General features: G+C 74.3%; 18 protein-coding genes and 3 tRNA genes. 11 read left to right on the forward strand and 10 right to left on the reverse strand.

Annotation, left to right across the window (positions count from 1 at the left end):
* Window positions 1–44 precede the first annotated feature (44 nt).
* A complete protein-coding gene (locus ACTWLT_RS04275) occupies window positions 45–626 on the reverse strand; it encodes a TetR/AcrR family transcriptional regulator (RefSeq protein ID WP_445317224.1) in 582 nt (193 codons plus the stop codon).
* Window positions 627–824: 198 nt separating this feature from the next.
* Here ACTWLT_RS04275 and ACTWLT_RS04280 point away from each other — a divergent pair, with 198 nt between their 5' ends.
* A complete protein-coding gene (locus tag ACTWLT_RS04280; RefSeq protein ID WP_445317225.1) occupies window positions 825–1559 on the forward strand; it encodes a GNAT family N-acetyltransferase in 735 nt (244 codons plus the stop codon).
* Window positions 1560–1645: 86 nt separating this feature from the next.
* Here ACTWLT_RS04280 and ACTWLT_RS04285 read toward each other — a convergent pair.
* From ACTWLT_RS04285 to ACTWLT_RS04295, 3 genes are all read right to left on the reverse strand, one after another.
* Window positions 1646–1720, reverse strand: a tRNA-Val gene (locus ACTWLT_RS04285).
* Between the two features lie 13 nt (window positions 1721–1733).
* A tRNA-Cys gene (locus tag ACTWLT_RS04290) sits at window positions 1734–1804 on the reverse strand.
* A gap of 34 nt (window positions 1805–1838) precedes the next feature.
* Window positions 1839–1911, reverse strand: a tRNA-Gly gene (locus ACTWLT_RS04295).
* 400 nt (window positions 1912–2311) lie between these two features.
* On the opposite strand from ACTWLT_RS04295, the gene ACTWLT_RS04300 reads away from it, so the two are divergent.
* From ACTWLT_RS04300 to ACTWLT_RS04310, 3 genes are all read left to right on the forward strand, one after another.
* Complete coding sequence (locus ACTWLT_RS04300; RefSeq protein WP_252416459.1) at window positions 2312–2914, forward strand: TetR/AcrR family transcriptional regulator; 603 nt, start codon at window positions 2312–2314, stop codon at window positions 2912–2914.
* An 84-nt stretch (window positions 2915–2998) separates the two neighbouring features.
* The gene (locus ACTWLT_RS04305; protein WP_445317226.1) at window positions 2999–3580 is read left to right on the forward strand and encodes a TIGR03086 family metal-binding protein; all 582 of its coding nucleotides are present in this window, start codon (window positions 2999–3001) and stop codon (window positions 3578–3580) included.
* Between the two features lie 155 nt (window positions 3581–3735).
* A complete protein-coding gene (locus tag ACTWLT_RS04310; protein ID WP_445317227.1) occupies window positions 3736–6666 on the forward strand; it encodes a M36 family metallopeptidase in 2931 nt (976 codons plus the stop codon).
* Between the two features lie 63 nt (window positions 6667–6729).
* On the opposite strand, the gene ACTWLT_RS04315 is transcribed toward ACTWLT_RS04310, so the two are convergent.
* Window positions 6730–7572: a hypothetical protein gene (locus tag ACTWLT_RS04315; protein WP_445317397.1), complete on the reverse strand. Its 843-nt coding sequence runs from the start codon at window positions 7570–7572 to the stop codon at window positions 6730–6732.
* 180 nt (window positions 7573–7752) lie between these two features.
* On the opposite strand from ACTWLT_RS04315, the gene ACTWLT_RS04320 reads away from it, so the two are divergent.
* The 4 genes from ACTWLT_RS04320 (at window position 7753) to ACTWLT_RS04335 (ending at window position 11442) form a co-directional block, all read left to right on the forward strand.
* Entirely contained in the window at window positions 7753–8421 is a 669-nt protein-coding gene (locus tag ACTWLT_RS04320) for a class I SAM-dependent methyltransferase (RefSeq protein ID WP_252416462.1), read from the forward strand.
* A 9-nt stretch (window positions 8422–8430) separates the two neighbouring features.
* The gene (locus tag ACTWLT_RS04325) at window positions 8431–9594 is read left to right on the forward strand and encodes a cytochrome P450 (protein ID WP_445317228.1); all 1164 of its coding nucleotides are present in this window, start codon (window positions 8431–8433) and stop codon (window positions 9592–9594) included.
* Between the two features lie 100 nt (window positions 9595–9694).
* On the forward strand, window positions 9695–10627 hold the full coding sequence (locus ACTWLT_RS04330; protein WP_252416463.1) for an ABC transporter ATP-binding protein: 933 nt from the start codon (window positions 9695–9697) through the stop codon (window positions 10625–10627).
* Window positions 10624–11442: an ABC transporter permease gene (locus ACTWLT_RS04335; protein ID WP_445317229.1), complete on the forward strand. Its 819-nt coding sequence runs from the start codon at window positions 10624–10626 to the stop codon at window positions 11440–11442. Before ACTWLT_RS04330 ends, ACTWLT_RS04335 begins: the two co-directional genes overlap by 4 nt.
* Window positions 11443–11471: 29 nt before the next feature.
* Here ACTWLT_RS04335 and ACTWLT_RS04340 read toward each other — a convergent pair whose 3' ends face one another.
* Genes ACTWLT_RS04340 through ACTWLT_RS04355 form a run of 4 tightly spaced genes read right to left on the reverse strand, consistent with a single transcriptional unit; the run spans window position 11472 to window position 15672 of the window.
* A complete protein-coding gene (locus ACTWLT_RS04340; protein WP_445317398.1) occupies window positions 11472–12089 on the reverse strand; it encodes a response regulator in 618 nt (205 codons plus the stop codon).
* A gap of 56 nt (window positions 12090–12145) precedes the next feature.
* Window positions 12146–13747: a sensor histidine kinase gene (locus ACTWLT_RS04345; RefSeq protein WP_445317230.1), complete on the reverse strand. Its 1602-nt coding sequence runs from the start codon at window positions 13745–13747 to the stop codon at window positions 12146–12148.
* Window positions 13748–13801: 54 nt separating this feature from the next.
* A complete protein-coding gene (bioD, locus tag ACTWLT_RS04350; protein WP_252416466.1) occupies window positions 13802–14548 on the reverse strand; it encodes a dethiobiotin synthase in 747 nt (248 codons plus the stop codon).
* Window positions 14536–15672, reverse strand: a complete 1137-nt coding sequence (locus ACTWLT_RS04355; RefSeq protein WP_445317399.1) for an 8-amino-7-oxononanoate synthase — start codon at window positions 15670–15672, stop codon at window positions 14536–14538. The genes bioD and ACTWLT_RS04355 overlap by 13 nt, the downstream gene beginning before the upstream one ends.
* A gap of 186 nt (window positions 15673–15858) precedes the next feature.
* Here ACTWLT_RS04355 and bioB point away from each other — a divergent pair, with 186 nt between their 5' ends.
* The 3 genes from bioB to ACTWLT_RS04370 are packed head-to-tail and all read left to right on the forward strand — an operon-like array spanning window position 15859 to window position 17565.
* A complete protein-coding gene (bioB, locus tag ACTWLT_RS04360; protein ID WP_252416467.1) occupies window positions 15859–16854 on the forward strand; it encodes a biotin synthase BioB in 996 nt (331 codons plus the stop codon).
* A gap of 5 nt (window positions 16855–16859) precedes the next feature.
* On the forward strand, window positions 16860–17054 hold the full coding sequence (bsaP, locus tag ACTWLT_RS04365; RefSeq protein ID WP_252416468.1) for a biotin synthase auxiliary protein BsaP: 195 nt from the start codon (window positions 16860–16862) through the stop codon (window positions 17052–17054).
* 4 nt (window positions 17055–17058) lie between these two features.
* Window positions 17059–17565, forward strand: coding sequence for a GNAT family N-acetyltransferase (locus ACTWLT_RS04370; protein WP_252416469.1), 507 nt, complete (start codon window positions 17059–17061; stop codon window positions 17563–17565).
* 36 nt (window positions 17566–17601) lie between these two features.
* Here the strand turns inward: ACTWLT_RS04370 and ACTWLT_RS04375 are convergent, their stop codons facing one another.
* Window positions 17602–18129, reverse strand: coding sequence for a DUF488 domain-containing protein (locus ACTWLT_RS04375; RefSeq protein ID WP_445317231.1), 528 nt, complete (start codon window positions 18127–18129; stop codon window positions 17602–17604).
* Window positions 18130–18207 lie beyond the last annotated feature (78 nt).

Genomic DNA, 18207 nt, shown 5'->3' on the forward strand with positions numbered 1-18207 from the left:
ACTGCATCTCCCTGGATCATGAAGAAGGTTGGTGACGGCCGCGCTCAGCTCAGACAACTGAGCGCGACCTCGGCGGAGCGCATCAGCGCCGCCCGGTCGGGGTTGATGGCACCCATCACCCGCAGGCCCTGGAGGCTGGTCACCAGGAAGCCGGCGAGGTCGCTGGCGCTGCGGTCGGTCGGGATCTGACCCCGCAGCTGTCCTTCGGCGAGCAGGTCGTAGAGCGCCAGCTCCAGGGACTGGGTGGTGGAGCGGAGCCGCTCGGCGACCCGCAGGTCGTGGTGGGCGCGTTCCATCGACGCGCCCACGATCAGGCAGGCCAGACGCCGCCCGTCGCCGGCGATGTCGTCGACCACGCCGACGAACACCTCACGGATGACCTCGCGGGCGTCGTTGCCGGAGCGCAGCATCTCGACCAGCGGCGCGGCGTAGCGCTGCCGGTAGAGGTCGAGCGCGGCCAGGTAGAGACCGTCCTTGCTGCCGAACGCGGCGTAGATCGAGCCGCTGCCCAGGCCGGTCGCCTCCCCGAGGTCACGGATGGAGGTGCCCTCGTAGCCCTTGCTGCGGAACACCTCCATGGCGGCGTCCACCGCGGCGTCGAGGTCGAACTCACGAGTGCGTGCCATGCCCTGACACTAGCGCTTTTCTGGAACGCTCGACAAAGTATTCTCCGTCACGACGAGTGAGCCCGACCATCCAATAGCGCCGTGAGCAGCGCAGAATGTCCCACGAGGTGCGAGACCGACACGTTCGGTACGCGCGAATAATTGGTCATTCGATCCAGATACGACCGGACGTCCGGTGCCCGCGTTAAGATCCGCCGCGTGGAGTCCCTCGACGCCGTGCTGGCCGCACACCGGGCGTACCTGCTCGGCTGGAACATCGGCGAGGCCGGGGGTTCCGACCTGGTCACCTATCGCAGCGACGTGCCGCACCCGCCGCTCAACGGCGTGCTGCGCGTGACCGGGCGTAGGCCCCAGGACGCCCTCACCGAGGCCCGGCGCCGTCTCGACGGCGTACCCCGGGTGTGGTGGGTCGGCCCGGACAGCGACGCCGACGCCGCCGACGGCCTGGTGTCCCTCGGCGGCGTGGAGGTCGCCCGTCTGCCGATCATGACCGCGGCGATCGCCGACACGGCGGACGCTGCGACGCCCGCCGGCCTGCACATCGCCGAGACCACCGACCTGGACACCTTCGTCCCGGCCTATGCCCGGGTGTCCGGAATCCCGGCGGAGGGCGTGGCGGCGGCGATCGACCGGGAGAAGGCGTTCGCCGGCGACGGCACCGTCATCAGGCTGGCCGGCCGCCTCGACGACGGCCGGATCGTCGGAACGGCGGTCGCCTGGCTCACCGACGGTCTTCTGACGCTGTACTTCGTCGGCACCCAGCCCGAGGAACGCCGTCGCGGCATCGGCGCGGCGATGACCAGGGCCGCGCTCGACCTCGCCGCCGGGCGGGGCGTCCACACGGCCGCCCTCACCTCGACCCCCATCGGGGAGCCGGTCTACCGCCGCCTCGGCTTCCGCACGGCGGGCACCTTCCGGCTGCTGACCTTCTGAGCCGGCCCCGGCCGCGGACCGACCGCCCGTCCGTACAGAAAGGCTCGCTACCGTTTCGGTAGCGAGCCTTTGACTGCTCATCCAGCTGGTGGGCGATACTGGGTTTGAACCAGTGACCTCTTCCGTGTCAAGGAAGCGCGCTCCCACTGCGCCAATCGCCCGTGCTTGTTGCCGAGGTGGGGACGGGATTTGAACCCGCGTACACGGCTTTGCAGGCCGTTGCCTCGCCTCTCGGCCACCCCACCGAGGTTGCCCCCGTCATGCGTGGCGGCAGCTCCGAGCGGACGACGGGATTCGAACCCGCGACCCTCACCTTGGCAAGGTGATGCGCTACCAGCTGCGCTACGTCCGCACGCCCCCGGCGTTCCCGGGTGACGGATGAGAACTTTAGCCGAGCCGGTGAACGACTGCCAACTCGGGGTCGGCCTCGGCGCGTCCGGCCCGGGTTGGTGGACGGCGGCATCAGCGCCGGCGGGACCCGAGCCACCACCAACCGGCTTCCTAGGGGGCTGGTCTGATGGCCTGACAGCCGTCACACTCCGGCACCCCCGGCGCGTGCCCGCCTCCCGCCCGTCGGATACCGCTCGGCCAGCATCGCGGCGTGCCGGCGAGGGCCGCCGGACCTCGACGAACGTCCCCAGAAGAACGACGAAAGGCCCCCTCAGGAAGTGTCCGGCTTCCGACTGTCGCATCGCGGATCGGACGGTGGCGGTAACTGTTCGTGTTCAGTCGGATGGGTTACGGTAACGGTCGTGACGAGACGTGCGGCCGAGATCCGCCTGGATGCCCTGCTGCGCACCGCCTGTGACGTGATTGTGGAGCGCGGTCTGGCCAACACCCGGACGGCTGACGTGGCGCAGGCCGCCGGCGTGAGTCAGGCGCTGGTCTTCTACCACTTCGCGACCAAGGAGCGGCTGCTCGCGCAGGCGTTCGCGTACGCGGTCGAGCAGGATCTGGCCCGCCTGGACGTGGTGACCCGCTCCTCCGCCCCGCCGCTGACCAAGCTCCGCCGGATCCTCAAGCTCTACACCCCGGCCGGGCGCGCCACCTCGTGGTCGATGTGGATCGACGGCTGGTCGGAGTCACTGCGCACCCCTGAACTGGAGAAGGTGTCCCGCCGGCTCGACCTGCGCTGGCGGCAGGACCTGGCCGCGGTGATCTCGGCCGGGGTCGCCGACGGCACCTTCCAGTGCGCCGACCCGGAAGGGGCCGCCTGGCGGATCAGCGCGGTGATGGACGGCCTGGCCGTACAACTCGCCGTGCACGACCGGGTGATCTCCCGCCGGCAGTTCGGCGAGTGGGTCCGGCTGGTCACCGCCCGGGAACTCGGCCTGGACCCGAGCGACCTGGACTGAACCGGGAGCGGCCGGCCCCGCCTGCCGGGGGCAGAGCCGGGCAAAACGGCTCGGCCCGCCGCGCCGGCCGGAACAATCGTCACCATGGACCTGCTCGAGGCGTACCGCCGGAGCCTGGCCGAGTTCATCGACCGGGTGGACCAGGTCGGGCCGGGCCAGTGGTCCGACCCGACGCCCTGCCCCGGCTGGGACGTCCGCACGCTGGTCAACCACGTGGTGGGCGAGGACCGGTGGAGCGTGCCACTGCTCGCCGGCCGGACCATCGACGAGGTCGGCAGCCGGTTCGACGGCGACCTGCTCGGCACCGACCCGGCCGTGGCGGCACGCGAGGCCGCCGCGCAGGCCGAGATCGCCGCCGTCCATCCCGGTGCCGTCGACCGCACCGTGCACCTCTCCGCCGGTGACACTCCGGCCGAGGAGTACCTGAGCCAACTCCTCGCCGAGCACCTGGTGCACGGCTGGGACCTGGCGGTGGCGATCGGGGCCGAGCCGCGGATGGACCCGGAGGCGGTGCGCGTCTGCGCCCGGTGGTTCGCCGGCCGGGTCGACGACTACCGGCGCGGCGACCTGGTGCGGCCCGAAGTGCCGCTGCCCGCCGGCGCCGACGAGCAGGACCACCTGCTGTCGGCCTTCGGCCGCGACCCCGACTGGGTGCCCGGCAGCTGAGCACCCGGCACCGTCGACCAAATCCGATCTGTCGGCGCGTCTCGGGCCTGGGGCCTTGCCGCCACCCCCGGCGGCTGATATCCACAAATGCGCATGCGTCACCGCGCTGCGTCGGTCGGCGGCCGCCGGCCATCCCGCTCCCACGAGGAGGTCCCGTGCCACAACCGGAGTGGTCACCCCCGATGAGCCGGCGTCGACGCCGGCTCATCGCCGTCCTGGCGACAACCGCGACAGTCGCCGCGCTGCTCCCCACCGGCGCGAGCACCGCGGCCCCCGCCGGCGGCGCGCCATCCGCCGAGCGCCGGTCCGGCCCGTTCGCCGAGGGGCACCAGCACGCCGACGTCGACAACCGCACCGGTACGGCGGCACCCGACGCCCGCCAGCGCGGGCTGGCCCGCGCCGCCGACCCCGACGTCCGGTGGAACCGGCTCGGCACACCGCAGGCGCTCGGCCCCGGCCGTACCCCGCTCGCCACCGGGCTGCCCACCGACCCGGAGGCCACGGCCCGCGCCTACCTGGCCGCCAACCGCGATCTGTTCGGAATGGACACCGACACGGTGGCCAAGCTGGAGCGGGTGCTGGTCCGCCCCATCGGCAGCGGCGCCGTGGTCACCCTGCGGCAGCGCTTCGGCGACCTGCCGGCCGGGCCGGACGGCCTGGTCACCATCGCGGTCGCCGGCGGCGCGGTGCTGTCGGTCAGCTCCTCGCTCGCCCGCGACACCGGCGCGCCCGCGCCGGCCACCCGCACCGAGGAGCAGGCGTACGCCGCAGCGCTCGCCGACGCCAAGCTGGACGCCACCGCGGTGGCCAGCCACACCGTGCGCGCGGTGGCCGTGCCCACCCCGACCGACGGCCCCCGGGCCGCCTACGAGGTGACCCTGATCGGCGCGGACACCGACCACCCGGCCGCGTTCACCACCTACGTGGACGGGATCACCGGGCAGGTGCTGGTCCGCGAGGACCTCGTCGACTACGACTCGGACAACCCGAGCTGGGCGGTCTTCCCGGCCACGCCGCCGCGCGACCTCGCCCCCGGGCAGGACCCCCGGGTGCGCTGGTGCGGCGACCCCGCGCCCGGCTGCCAGGCCGCCTTCCGCGACCCGGCGACCGGCCAGCCGTGGGACGTCGACGCGGCCACCGGCACGCCCACCTTCACCTCGCGCGGCAACTCGGCCAACACGGTGCTCTCCTGGGGCGCCGGCACCCCGGTCGTCCCGGCCACTCCCAGCCCGGACCGCCGCTACGAGTACCCGTTCACCGACCAGTGGCACCAGGCGAAGTGCAACCCGGAGGTGTTCACGTCCGCGCAGCGCAACGACGCGGACGCGGCGATCAGCAACCTCTTCGCCATGCACAACCGGATGCACGACTGGGCGTACCAGCTGGGCTTCACCGAGTCGGCGTGGAACCTCCAGGCGGTCAACCTGAAGCCCGGCGGCCTGGGCGGCGACGCCGAGCAGGGCCGCGCACAGCAGGGCGCGCTGACCGGCAACCGGAACAACGCCAACCAGGGCACCCCGCGCGACGGGCTGCCGCCGACGACCAACATGTACCTGTGGCAGCCGCAGGCCGGCGGGCCGTACCCGCCGTGCGTGGACGGCGACTACGACATGACGGTGATCGGCCACGAGTACACCCACGCGATCAGCAACCGGATGATCGCCGGCCCGGACAGCGGCATCGGCGGCCACCAGGGCGGGTCGATGGGCGAGTCGTGGAGCGACCTGCTCGCCGCCGAGTACCTCTTCCAGCACGGGCTGCGCGCCCCCGGCGAGACGCCCTTCGTCACGGGCGGCTACGTCACCGGCAACCTGGTCAGCGGCATCCGTAACTACGACCTCAGCCGCAGCCCGCTGAACTACTCCGACATCGGCTACAACACCGGCGGTCCGGCCGTGCACGCGGACGGCGAGATCTGGGGGGCCACCAACTTCCGGGTCCGGTCCGCCATGGTGAAGCGGTACGGCCTGGGCACCCCCCAGCGGCAACTGGAGTGCGCGCAGGGCAAGGTCGCCGCCGACCAGTGCCCGGGTAACCGGCGCTGGTCGCAGCTCGTCTTCGACTCGTTCCTGCTCCAGGCCGCCAGCCAGGTCAGCATGCTCGACATGCGGGACAACATGCTCACCGCCGACCTACTCCGCTTCGGCGGCGCCAACCAGGACCTGATCTGGGCCGAGTTCGCCCGCTCCGGGATGGGCCGGGACGCCGCCACCAACGGCGCCGCCGACACCGACCCGACGCCGAGCTTCGCCTCGCCGCGCGGCGGCAACGCGACGCTCACCCTGCGCCCGCGTGGGGACAGCGCCGAGGCGCCGATCCGGGTGTACGTCGGGGCGTACGAGGCACGGGCGACGCCGATCGCGGACACCGACCCGGCCACGCCGATCCCGGACACCGTGGAGATGGTGGCCGGCACGTACGACCTGCTCGCCGTGGCGCCCGGCTTCGGGCACCAGCGGCTCAGCGTCGTCGCCAAGGCCGGTCAGGACGGGTACGTGGACCTGCGGATGAGCCGCAACCTCGCGTCCACCGCGTCCGGCGCCACGATCAGCGGCGACGGGGTCAACCTGGACCGCGTCGCCGACGACACCGAGGCGACGAACTGGGCCTCCCTGGACGGGGTGGCCGGCCGACAGCTCACCGTGGCGCTGCCCGGCGACGCACCCCAGGTGGTCAAGCGGGTGAACGTCAGCGCCATGCTGCGGCCCGCCATCGCCGGGGACGCCGACACCGGCAGTCAGAACGCGCTCAGCGCGCTGCGCTCGTTCGCGGTGTCGGCCTGCAACGCGAAGACCACCGACTGCGCCGACCCGGCCCGCTGGCAACGGATCTACACCAGTGCCGGCGACGCGTTCCCCGGTGGGGCGTACCGGGCGTACAGCCGGGACATCAACCTCCGGACGTTCGCGGTGCCCACCACGCTCGCCACCCACCTGCGACTGGAGGTGCTGGCCAGCCAGTGCACCGGCGGCCCGAACTACGCCGGTGAACAGGACGACGACCCGGCCACGACGACGGACTGCGCGACCGCCAGCCCGGCCCGGGACCAGGTCAGGATCGCCGAGTTCCAGGCGTTCTCGAAGTGACACCGTCGGGGCCGGCGGACCTCCGCCGGCCCCGACGCCTCCCGACCTCGGCGGCCCGCGCGATCAGCGGCGGGCCGGTCGCCAGCGGCCCGCGGGGGGCGGTCGCTCCCAGAGCCGGTCCACCGGTGGCTCGTCGGCCTCGGCGGTCGCGACGCGGGTGAGGTGGCGCAGCCGCAGCAGCAGCCCCAACCCGAGCGAGAGCAGCAGCCCGCCGAGCAGGAACGCCGCCTGCGTCACGCCGAAGCCGCCGGACTGCGACACCGGGCGGCCGGGCGCCGGCGGCGCGGCAGCGACCTCCTGGTCACCGATCGGCTCCGTGCTCTCCTGCTCGCCCGGCACGCTCGCCGGGTCGCTGGGCTCCGCCGGTGTGCCGGTCGGCTCCGCCGAGCTGCTCGGTGTGCCGCCCGCCCCCACCACCGAACGGGTGGCCGTCTGGCGGGCAAGCAGGCGCAGGTTGGCGTCGTACGCCTCCGCGGCGAGGGTGACCCGTCCCCGGGTGACGTCCTCGGCGAAGGCCACCCGGTAGCGGGCGGTGACCGTGCGGTCCGGGCAGAGCGTGCCCGGGTCGAGCTGCCGGTCGGTCAGCCGGGCCACGTCACCCTCGGTCCGGATTTCCAGCGGAAAGTCGCCGGTCTCCTCCACCCGATCCATTTTCACCTGGTCGAGCCGGATGCCCTGCACGCTGAGCACCATCGACCAGCGCACCTTCACGCACCCGCCGCGCCGGTCGGTCTGCGACACCACGGCGGAGACCGTCCGGACCTGGTCGCCGGCGGTGAACCGGGCCGGCAGGCCACTCAGCTCGGTGGCGAACGCCGCCTGCGCCGGAGCGGCCAGCACCAGCTCCACCCCACTCAGACAGGCCAGCACCACCCCGAGCCGCAGCGCGTACCGCCACACCGTCATCACCGCCGTCTCCGTTCGGTTGCCTCCACCCCGCAACGCTAGGAGCGGTGCGTCGAGGCGAACAGACGGGTGTGTTCGCACCGGGCGGCAAGGACGGGGCGGGTTTTCACCGACCGTGGTGAACCGGTCACGGGTCCCCCGCGACACGCCGCGCGCCGGGCCGCTGGGAGAATCGCCACCGTGTCCGAACTCTCCGCCACTTTCGTCCGGCTGCACGCCCGGCTCGCCCCGGTGGCCTTCGTCCCCGAGGTGCGGCTGCACCAGGCGGACGAGCCGATCGGGCTCTGGGAGCTGACCGAGGGTGAGTTCAGCAGCGACCGGCCGCCGCCGTTCTGGGCCTTCGCCTGGGCCGGTGGTCAGGCCCTCGCCCGTCACGTGACCGACCACCCGGAGCTGGTCGCCGGCCGCCGGGTGCTCGACCTCGCCTCCGGCTCCGGCCTGGTGGCCATCGCCGCCGCCCGCGCCGGCGCGGCCACCGTCCGGGCCGTCGAGGTCGACGAGCTGGCGGTGGCGGCGGTCGCGCTGAACGCCGAGGCCAACGGGGTACGCGTCGACGCCGAGTTCGGCGACATCCTCGACGGCGACGCCGGAGACGCGGAGGTGGTGCTCGCCGGGGACGTCTTCTACAGCGAGGCGATGGCCCGGCGGGTGCTGCGGTTCCTGCTCCGCGCCACCCGGGCGGGTGCCCTGGCGCTGGTCGGCGACCCCGGCCGCGCGTTCCTGCCCCGGGAACGCTTCGACGAGCTGGCCCACTACGACGTGCCGGTGACGGAGGCCCTGGAGAGCGTGCGGGTGAAGCGCACCACCGTCTGGCAGTTGCGGGCCGGGCTGCCGGGAGCCGCCGGCTAGCGTGTCGGCGTGCTGTTCCGGAGCTGGGCGTCCGAGGTCGGGGCACCCTGGCCGGACGTGGCCACGGTGGCCGACCACGTCGGCGTACCCCATCTGGTCGTGACCCGGCACGCGCTGGTCCGCCAGGTCCTCGCCGACCCGGTCGCCTACCGGCCGGACAACGCGCTGGACGCGGTGACCCCGATGCCGGTGACGGCGCTGCGGGTGCTCGCCGGGCACCGGTTCCGGCTGCCGCCGACCCTGGCGAACAACTCCGGCGCCAGCCATCCGGCGATCCGGTCGATCGTCGCCGACGCGCTGCACCCCGCCCGGGTCGCCGCGCAGCGTCCCTGGCTCACCGCGCTGGTCCGGGAACGGGTCGCCCGGCTGGCCGCCAGCCTCGACGCCGGTGCGGCGGTCGACCTCTACGCGGAGCTCGCCGCCGACCTGCCACTGCTGGTGCTGGCCCGGCTGGTCGAGCTGCCGGACGCGCCGGTCGGCGCGGTCAAGCAGTTCGCCCGGGCCGCCCTGGAGCTGTTCTGGGCACCGCTGGACCCCGACCGGCAGGTGGCGCTCGCTGCCGAGGTGGGCCGTTTCCACGGTGTGCTGCGCGACTTCGCGGCCACCGGCGGCGGGCTGGCCGCCGAGCTGCGCAAGGCCGGGCACGCCCCGGACGTGGTGGTCGGCGCGCTCTTCTTCCTGCTGGTCGCCGGGCAGGAGACCACCTCGCAGTTCCTCACCCTGCTGCTGCACCGGCTGGCCGGCGAGCCCTCGGTGCTGACCGGGCTCCGCACCGGTGGGGTCGCGGTGGCCGACGTGGTCGAGGAGGGGCTGCGGCTGGAACCGCCGATCGTCACCTGGCGCCGGGTCGCCGCCGCGGACAGCATGCTGGGCGGGACCGCCGTGCCGGCGGGTACGAGCCTCGTGCTCTGGCTGGCCCGCGCCGGTCGGGACCCGGCGGTCGTCGAGGCGCCCGACGAGTTCCGGCCCGGCCAGCGCGGATCGCGCCGGCATGTGGCGTTCGGTGCCGGCGCGCACCGCTGCGTCGGTGACGTGCTGGCCCGGATGGAGGCGGCCGTGGTGGTGACCGAGGCCGCACCGCTGCTGGACGGGGTGACCGTGGTCCGCGCACCGTGGTGCCCGGACAACCTCACCTTCCGGATGCCCGACGCCTTCGTCGTCCGCCGCGGCTGACCGGCGGCCCGCTGCCGGGGCTGAGGACTGACGAAAGTCAGGTGCGGTGGTCGCCGTTCGGGCGCGGCGCCGCTCCCCCTCGCGCGCCTAGCGTCAGCGCATGATCACATTACGTGGGTTGACGAAACGGTTCGGGGCGACCGTCGCGGTCGACTCCCTGACCGTCGACGTCGCGCCCGGCCGGGTCACCGGCTTCCTCGGCCCGAACGGCGCCGGCAAGTCCACCACCATGCGGATGATCCTCGGCCTGGACCGGCCCACCGCCGGGCAGGCGCTGGTCGGCGGCCGGGCGTACCGGGAGCTGCGGCGGCCCCTGCACGAGGTGGGCGCGCTGCTCGACGCCCGGGCCATCCACCCGGCCCGGTCCGGCCGTGCGCACCTGCTGGCCATGGCCCGCAGCAACGGCATTCCCGGTCGCCGGGTGGACGAGGTGCTCGACACCGTCGGCCTGGACGGGCGCGCCGCGGCCAAGCCGGGCCGCACCCTCTCCCTCGGGATGGGGCAGCGGCTCGGCATCGCCGGCGCGCTGCTCGGCGACCCGCCGGTGCTGATGTTCGACGAGCCGGTCAACGGCCTCGACCCGGACGGGGTGCGCTGGGTCCGGCAGCTGATGCGCTCCCTCGCCGACCAGGGACGGACCGTCTTCGTCTCCAGCCACCTGATGAGCGAGATGCAGCTCACCGCCGACCAGCTCGTGGTCATCGGGCGCGGACGGCTGCTCGCCGACGCCCCGATCGACGACGTGATCGCCGGCAGCGCCGTCGCCGTCCGGGTCCGCAGTCCGCACGCGGACGGGCTGGCCACCCTGGCCGCGCGCCTCACCGCGGCCGGCGCGACCGTCGAGCCGGCCGGCGCCGACGAGCTGACCGTCACCGGGAGCACCGTGGACCGGGTCGGTGACCTGGCGTACGAGCTGGGGGTCCGGTTGCACGAGCTGAGCCCGCACGGCGCATCGCTGGAGCAGGCGTTCATGGAGCTGACCGCCGACAGCGTCGAGTACGCCGGCGGCCCGACCGGAAGCGGGGCACGATGAGCACCAGCACCATCGCGGACACCGTCACCAGCCCGGACACCCGTCCCGCCCCGGGCGCCTTCCGCGGCGCGGTGGCCGCCGAGTGGACCAAGCTGTTCTCGGTGCGGACCACCTGGTGGACCGCGATGGCGGCGCTGCTGCTGATGGCCGCGAGCGCCGGCCAGTTGGCCATCTACGCGGCCAACGCCAACACCAACGACGACCCGGCCGACGACCCGGGCATCGTCACCGCCGGCAGCGTGGTGGTCAGCGCCGTCGAGCTGACCCAGTACGCCGTGCTGGCGCTGGGCCTCCTGGCGATCACCGCCGAGTTCACCAGCGGCACCATCCGGACGACGTTGCAGTGCACCCCGGCACGCGGTCGGGTGCTGCTGGCCAAGGCCGTGGTGGCCGGCACGGTCACCTTCGTCCTCGGCCTGCTGCTCGGCGGCGTCGGCGCCCTGGTCGCGCGGCCGGTGCTCGGCCGGTGGGGCAGCGCGCCCATGACCAGCACCATCGGCGACATTCTGGCGGTGGCGACCTACCTGGCGCTGGTCAGCGTGCTGGCGCTGGGCCTCGGCGCGGCGCTACGCAGCGCGGTGCTCACCCTCACGGTGCTCTTCGCCACCCTGATGATCGTGCCGCTGTCGCTCCAGGAGCCGGACATCGCCGTGCTGAACCGGATCGCCGACGTGTTCCCCGGCGTTGCCGGTGGGCACTTCCTGGCCGGCGACGCCGAGCCGTATCCCGGCGCGGTCGGGCTGCTGCTGCTCGCCGGCTGGGCCGGCGCGGCGCTGCTGCTGGGCCGGGCCGTGCTGCGCCGCCGCGACGCCTGACCGGTGGGCGGGGGCCGACCGGCCCCCGCTCACCCGTCGACCAGCCCCGCCTCGTAGGCGATGATCGCCGCCTGCACCCGGTTGCGTACGTCCAACCGGGTGAAGATGCTGGTCAGGTAGCTCTTCACGGTGCCCTCGACCAGGTGCAGCCGGCGGGCGATCTCGGCGTTGGACAGCCCCGCCCCGACCAGCGCCAGCACCTCCCGTTCCCGTTCGGTCAGCGCCGCCGTCCGGTCCCGCGCGACGGGCCGGCGGGCCAACCGCCCGGCGCCCAGCTCGATCACCCGGCGGGCCACCCGCGGCGACAGGTACGCCCCACCGTCGGCGACCGCGTGCACCCCGGCGATCAGCTCGCGCGGGTCGCCGGCCTTGAGCAGGAACCCGCTGGCGCCGTGGCCGAGCGCCCGGGCCACGTGGTCGTCCTCGCCGAAGGTGGTCAGCATGACCGTCGCCGTCGCCGGCGCCACCCGGCGGATCTCGGCGGCGGCGGCCAACCCGTCCAGGCGCGGCATCCGGATGTCCAGCAACGCCACCCGGGGTCGGTGCGCCCGGACCAGCTCCACCGCCGCCCGCCCGTCGCCGGCCTCGGCGACCACCTCGATGCCCGGGTCGGCGGCGAGGATGGCCCGAACGCCGGCCCGGATCATCGCCTCGTCGTCGGCGAGGACCACCCGGACCGGCGAGACTGCGGTGTCCGTGTTCACTACGCGATCCGCTCCTTGTCGACCAGCCGGCCGTCGGTGAAGCACAGCCGCCAGGTCGGCTGGGCGAGGGGGAAGTTGCCGTCGGTGTAGAACTCGCAGCCGGGCTCCTCGCCGCCGGACGGCGGTGTGACCTGCCGGCGGGGCAACCCCGCCAGGTCGGCGCGCGCGGTGCCGGGCCGCATCCGGTCGTACGTCGCCTCGTCCAGCACCGTGCCGGCCGTGGCGAACGGGTAGTACACCAGCGACAGGGCCAGCGCGAGCCCGGCCGGGGCGGCGAGCGCGGTCAGCAGACTGCGCCGTACCCGACGACGGGCCGCCTGCAGCCGCCGCTCGGCGTCCGCCGGCCACTCCACCCCGCCGCCGGCCGACCCGGCACCGGTCACCGCACCGGGCTCGGCGGGCCACAGCCCGGCGGGAACGCCGACGGCCGGGTCGGCGGGAACGCCATCGGCGGGCATCGGCAACCGGGCCCGTACCTCGAAGCCGCCGTCCGGGCGCGGGCCGGTGTCGAGGACGCCGCCGGCCAGGCGGACCCGCTCGGCGAGGGCCAGCAGGCCACTGCCCGAGGACGGCGGCGTGGGCAACGGACCGGCCGGTGGTGGCCCGTTGAGCACCCGTACCTCGATCTCGTTCGCCTCGGGGGCGAGGGTGACGGTGACCGGGGCGCCGGGGGCGTACCGGGCCGCGTTGGTGAGCGCCTCCCGGACCACCCGGTGGGCGGCGAGTCCGGTTATCCCGGGCAGCTCGACCACGGTGGGCGGGGCGTCCAAGAGGACCGTCATGCCGGCCTCCCGGGCACCGTCCACCACATCGGTGACGGTCTCCCCGGCCGGTCGGAGCCCGGCGCTCCCGCCCTCCTCGCGGAGCACACCGATGATGCCGTGCAGCCGTTCCGTGGCGGCGGCGACGCTGGCTCGCAGCTCCCCCACCGCCGCCCGATGCCGCGGGTCGAGGTCGTCGGCCAGCTCCAGCGCTGCGGCGCGCAACGCGATCAGACTGAGGTCGTGGCCGAGAGAGTCGTGCATCTCCTCGGCGATCCGGGCCCGCTCCCGCAGCCGGATCCGGTCGCCGGCGCCGCGCTGCTCCCGCGCCAGCGCGTCGGCGTGCCGGCGATCGGCGTCGGCCAGCTCCCGCTGCTGCCGGCGGTACCGGCCGACCAACCACGGGAACACCCCGGCGAACAGCAGCACCGAGGCGAGCAGGAACCAGGTGGCCGCTTCGGTGCCGAGCAGCCCCAGGTTCAGCACCGTGCCACCGACCGCGATCACACCGAACAGCACGGCCGCCGGAGTCGCCCCGGCGCTGCGCCGCCCGGTGAGATAGCTGAACACCGGGATGGCGAACACGAAGTTGCCGTCGACCAGCGACCCCAGCACCACCAACGACAGGCCCACCAAAGGACGACGCCGGCCCAGCGCCACCGCCACGGCCAGCAGCACCAGCCCGCCGAGCAGCAACGCCAGACTCCGTCGCGAGTACGGCGGCGTCAGCCTCGCGAACCCCATCGGCGCGGCCAGCACCGCCCAGAGCAGCGCGTCCGCCAGCACCGCCGGCCGCAGCACGCCCCACGCCCCGCCCGCCGGCCACCTCGGGATCCTCACGGCCGCCAGGCTACCCACGCCCGACCTGGGCGGACACTGACGAAAGTCAGGTGGTCAGCCGATCTCCTCGGCCCAGGCCCGCCAGTCGTCGAGCACACCGTGCAGCGCCGGGGTGAGCCAGCCGGGGGCCGAGCGCCGGAACACGCCCGGGTCCATGGCGCCCGCACCGTCCGGCACCACACCGAGCAGGTTCGGCACCAGATCCGTGAGGTTGGTCCAGTGCACCAGTTCCGGCGTCGACGGCCAGGCGCCGATCACCACACCGGCCGGCACCGCCCGCCGGTCCAGCGCCTCCAGGGTCAACGCCGTGTGGTTGAGCGTGCCCAGCCCGGCGCGGGCGACCACCACCGCCGGCGCACCGAGCGACACCGCCAGGTCGGCCAACGTCCACGGCTCACCGGAGGGCCGCAGCCCCATCGGGACCAGCAGCCCACCGGCGCCCTCGACCAGGACCAGATCATGCTTGTCGGTCTCGTCGCGGACGGCGTCCACGGCGGTGTACAGCTCCAACGGCGGCAGGTCGGCGACCCGGGCGGCGGCCAGCGGGGCGAGCGGGTCGGGATAACTCGCCAGGGTGCGGCCGGTGAGCGGCGCGGCCAACCTGTTGATCGCGTCCACGTCGCCGGGTTCGCCGCTGGCCGTACCCGTCTGGCCGGGTTTGACCACGGCCACCCGCAGGCCGGCGGCCTGCGCGGCGGCGGCGATCGCGGCGGTCACCACCGTCTTGCCGACCTCGGTGTCGGTGCCGGTGACGAGCACCGGCCCGCGCCACGCCCCGGGCACCGCGCTCACGGGGCGCACTCCACGACGACGTCCAGCGCCCGCTCGAAATCCGTCCGGGGCACCCCGGCGCTGATGGTGAGTCGCAGCCGGGAGCGGCTGTCCGGGGTGGAGGGCGGCCGGAAGCAGCCCACCGCGACGCCCCGGTCCCGGCAGTCGGCGGCCCACGTCGTCGCCGCCTCCGGCCCGGGGGCGGTCACCGAGATCACCGCCGCGTCCGGTGCGGAGACGGTCAACCCGGCGGCGCGCAGCCGCGCGACCGCCAGCGCCACCCGGTCGGCCAGCTCGGCGCGCAGGCCCTCGCCGTCGCGGGCCAGCCGCAACGCGGCGTGTACGCCGGCGGCGACCGCCGGGGGCAGCGCGGTGTCGAAGATGAACGTGCGCCCGGTCTCGACCAGGTGTCGGACGAACTCGGCCGGGCCGGCGACGACCCCGCCCGCTCCTCCGAGCGCCTTGGAGAGCGTGGCGGTGACCACGACGTCCGGTGCGCCGGCCAGTCCGGCGGCGGCGACCGCGCCGGCACCGGCGGGACCGGTCACGCCGAGCGCGTGCGCGTCGTCGACCAGCAGGAGTGCGCCGTAGCGGCGGGCCACCGCGTGCAGCTCGGCCAGCGGGGCGAGGTCGCCGTCGACCGAGAAGACCGACTCGGTGACCACGACCGCCGGGCGGCCCGGTGCGACGGCCAGGGCGGCGGCCACCGCCGTCACGTCCGCGTGCGGGGTCACCACGGTCTCGGCGCCGGAGATGCGGCAGCCGTCGATGAGGGACGCGTGGTTGTGCGCGTCGGAGACGAGCAGCGTCCGGGGTTGGACGAGGGCCCGCAGCGCGCCGAGATTGGCCAGGTAGCCGGAGGAGAAGACGAGGGATCCGTCGGTGCCCAGCCACCGCGCCAGCTCGACCTCCAGCGCCTGGTGCGCGTCGGTGGAGCCGCGTACCAGCCGCGACCCGGTCGCCCCCAGCCCGTACGCCGACAGCGCCGCCGCGGCCGCGCCGACGACCTCCGGGTGGGTGGCCAGGCCCAGGTAGTCGTTGCCGGCCAGGTCGGTCATCCCGTCCCCGGCGGGACGCGGGTGCAGCCGCCGGGTCAGCCCGGCCTTCGCCCGCAGCTCCGCACGGCGGTCGAGCGCCGCCAGCCAGTCCGCCACCGTCACCCCTTCGCCGCCGTCCGCGCCGGTCACCCCGACACCCGCCGGGCGAAATTACCACCCACCACCACCGGCCCGGCGGATCCACCCGCCGCCCACCCGACGCGGCCCCGCCCGGCGAGCGGGCGGGATCGACCGGCCAGCAGGCCGTTCCCGCTGACCGGGGGGCCTTGTAGGGTACGAGCCATGCCAGAGATCCTCGACCAGGCCCGGACCCAGGTCCTGGGTGACGGTGTCGGCCTCGACGAGGCCGGCGTCCTCGCCGTGCTGAACCTGCCCGACGAGCACCTGCCCGCCGCCCTCCAGCTCGCCCACGACGTGCGGATGCGCTGGTGCGGCCCGGAGGTCGAGGTCGAGGGGATCGTCTCGCTGAAGACGGGCGGCTGCCCGGAGGACTGCCACTTCTGCTCCCAGTCCGGCCTGTTCACCTCACCGGTGCGCTCGGTCTGGCTGGACATCCCGTCGCTCGTCGAGGCCGCGAAGCAGACCGCGAAGACCGGGGCGACCGAGTTCTGCATCGTGGCCGCGGTCCGTGGCCCGGACGACCGGCTCATGAAGCAGATGCGTGAGGGCGTCGCCGCCATCAGGGCCGAGGTCGACATCCAGGTCGCCGCGTCGCTGGGCATGCTCTCCCAGGAGCAGGTCGACGACCTGGTCGACATGGGCGTGCACCGCTACAACCACAACCTGGAGACCTGCCGGTCGTACTTCCCCAACGTGGTCACCACGCACTCCTGGGAGGAGCGCTGGGAGACGCTGCGGATGGTCCGCGACTCCGGCATGGAGGTGTGCTGCGGCGGCATCCTGGGCCTGGGCGAGACCGTGGAACAGCGGGCGGAGTTCGCGGCGCAGCTCGCCGAGCTGAACCCGCACGAGGTGCCACTGAACTTCCTCAACCCGCGTCCCGGCACGCCGCTCGGCGACCGCCCGGTCGTGGAGGGCAAGGACGCGCTGCGGGCCATCGCCGCGTTCCGGCTGGCCATGCCGCGCACGATCCTGCGGTACGCGGGCGGCAGGGAGATCACCCTCGGTGACCTGGGCACCCGCGACGGTCTGCTCGGTGGCATCAACGCCGTGATCGTCGGCAACTACCTGACCACGCTGGGTCGACCGGCGACCGCCGACCTGGACCTGCTGGACGAGCTGAAGATGCCGGTCAAGGCCCTCTCCGCCACGCTGTGACCGCCATGACGACAACGGAGCTGTGGTGCGACCGGTGCGGCGAACCGGTGACGGACGGCGCCGCCCACCCGGGCTGCTCGTCGGCGCGGCAGTTGGAGCCGCCCCGGTACTGCCACCGCTGTCGCCGTCGGATGAAGGTGCAGGTGCTGCCGGTCGGCTGGTCGGCGGTCTGCGTCGAGCACGGCGAGATCCGGGGCTGAGCGGATGCTGCGAGGGCGGGCGGTGACTCTGCGACCGGCGACGGTCGCGGACGTGCCGGCCCTCGCCGCGATCCGGGCCGACCCGGAGGTACGCCGCTGGTGGCGGGGCGGCGGCGACCTGACCGACGCCGTCCGCGCCGACCTGGACGACGACGATCTGACCCTGTACGCCATCGAGCACGACGGCCGGGTGATCGGCGCGATCCAGTGGTACGCCGAACCGGACCCGGACTACCGGCACGCCAGCCTCGACATCTTCCTCGACCCGGCGGTACGCGGCGCCGGGCTGGGCGTGGACGCCATCCGCACCCTGGCCCGGCACCTGATCGACGAGTACGGCCACCACCGGTTCACGATCGACCCGGCGGCGGCCAACAGCGCCGCCATCCGGGCGTACGCCAAGGCCGGCTTCCGGCCGGTGGGGGTGCTACGCCGCTACGAGCGCGGCGAGGACGGTCGCTGGCACGACGGCCTGCTGATGGATCTGCTCGCCGACGACCTCGTGGAGTGAGCCGACCGGCGGCGAAGCCCGCCAACCCGCGACGCCTCAACCGTCCCAGCACACGTGCCCGTCCGGTAGCGGGCGGGCGCCCTCGGCGGCCTGGTGCGGGCTGAGCCGACCGTCCGACATGAGGTGGGCCACCGGCGTCCCGCGACCGAGAACGGCGACGTCGGCGATCAGCCGGCGGTGGCAGCGCCACCAGAGCACCTCGCTGCACATCACCGCGGTGGTCCGCCGGGCCGCGTCGGCCAGCACCCCGGTCAGCGCCGCGTCGAAGTCCGACGTGCGGGTGTGCGCGGCGTACGCCCGGAACGCCGCGACCGTCCACCAGGTGTCCGGCTCCGGTGTCCCGGCGGGGACGTGTCGGCGTCCGCCCAGCCGCGGCTCCCAGCGGTAGTCGAGCCCGTACTCGGGCAGCCACCGCTCAAGCTCCTCCCGCCGGACGTCCGGGTTGGTGCGGCTGGCCGGGTACCGCCGCACGTCCACCACCAGGGCCACCCCGGCCTCGGTCAGCAACTCTCCCAGCCGCACCCGGTCGGCTGTGCCGTGCCCGACGGTCAGCAACTCCCCCACGACACTGGCTTGCCCGGAATCCCGCGGTCTTATCCCGGCAGGCGGCGAGATCGTGGACAGTTGCCGTTCCCCGGCAAC

The sequence above is a fragment of the Micromonospora yongxingensis genome, from assembly GCF_052601155.1.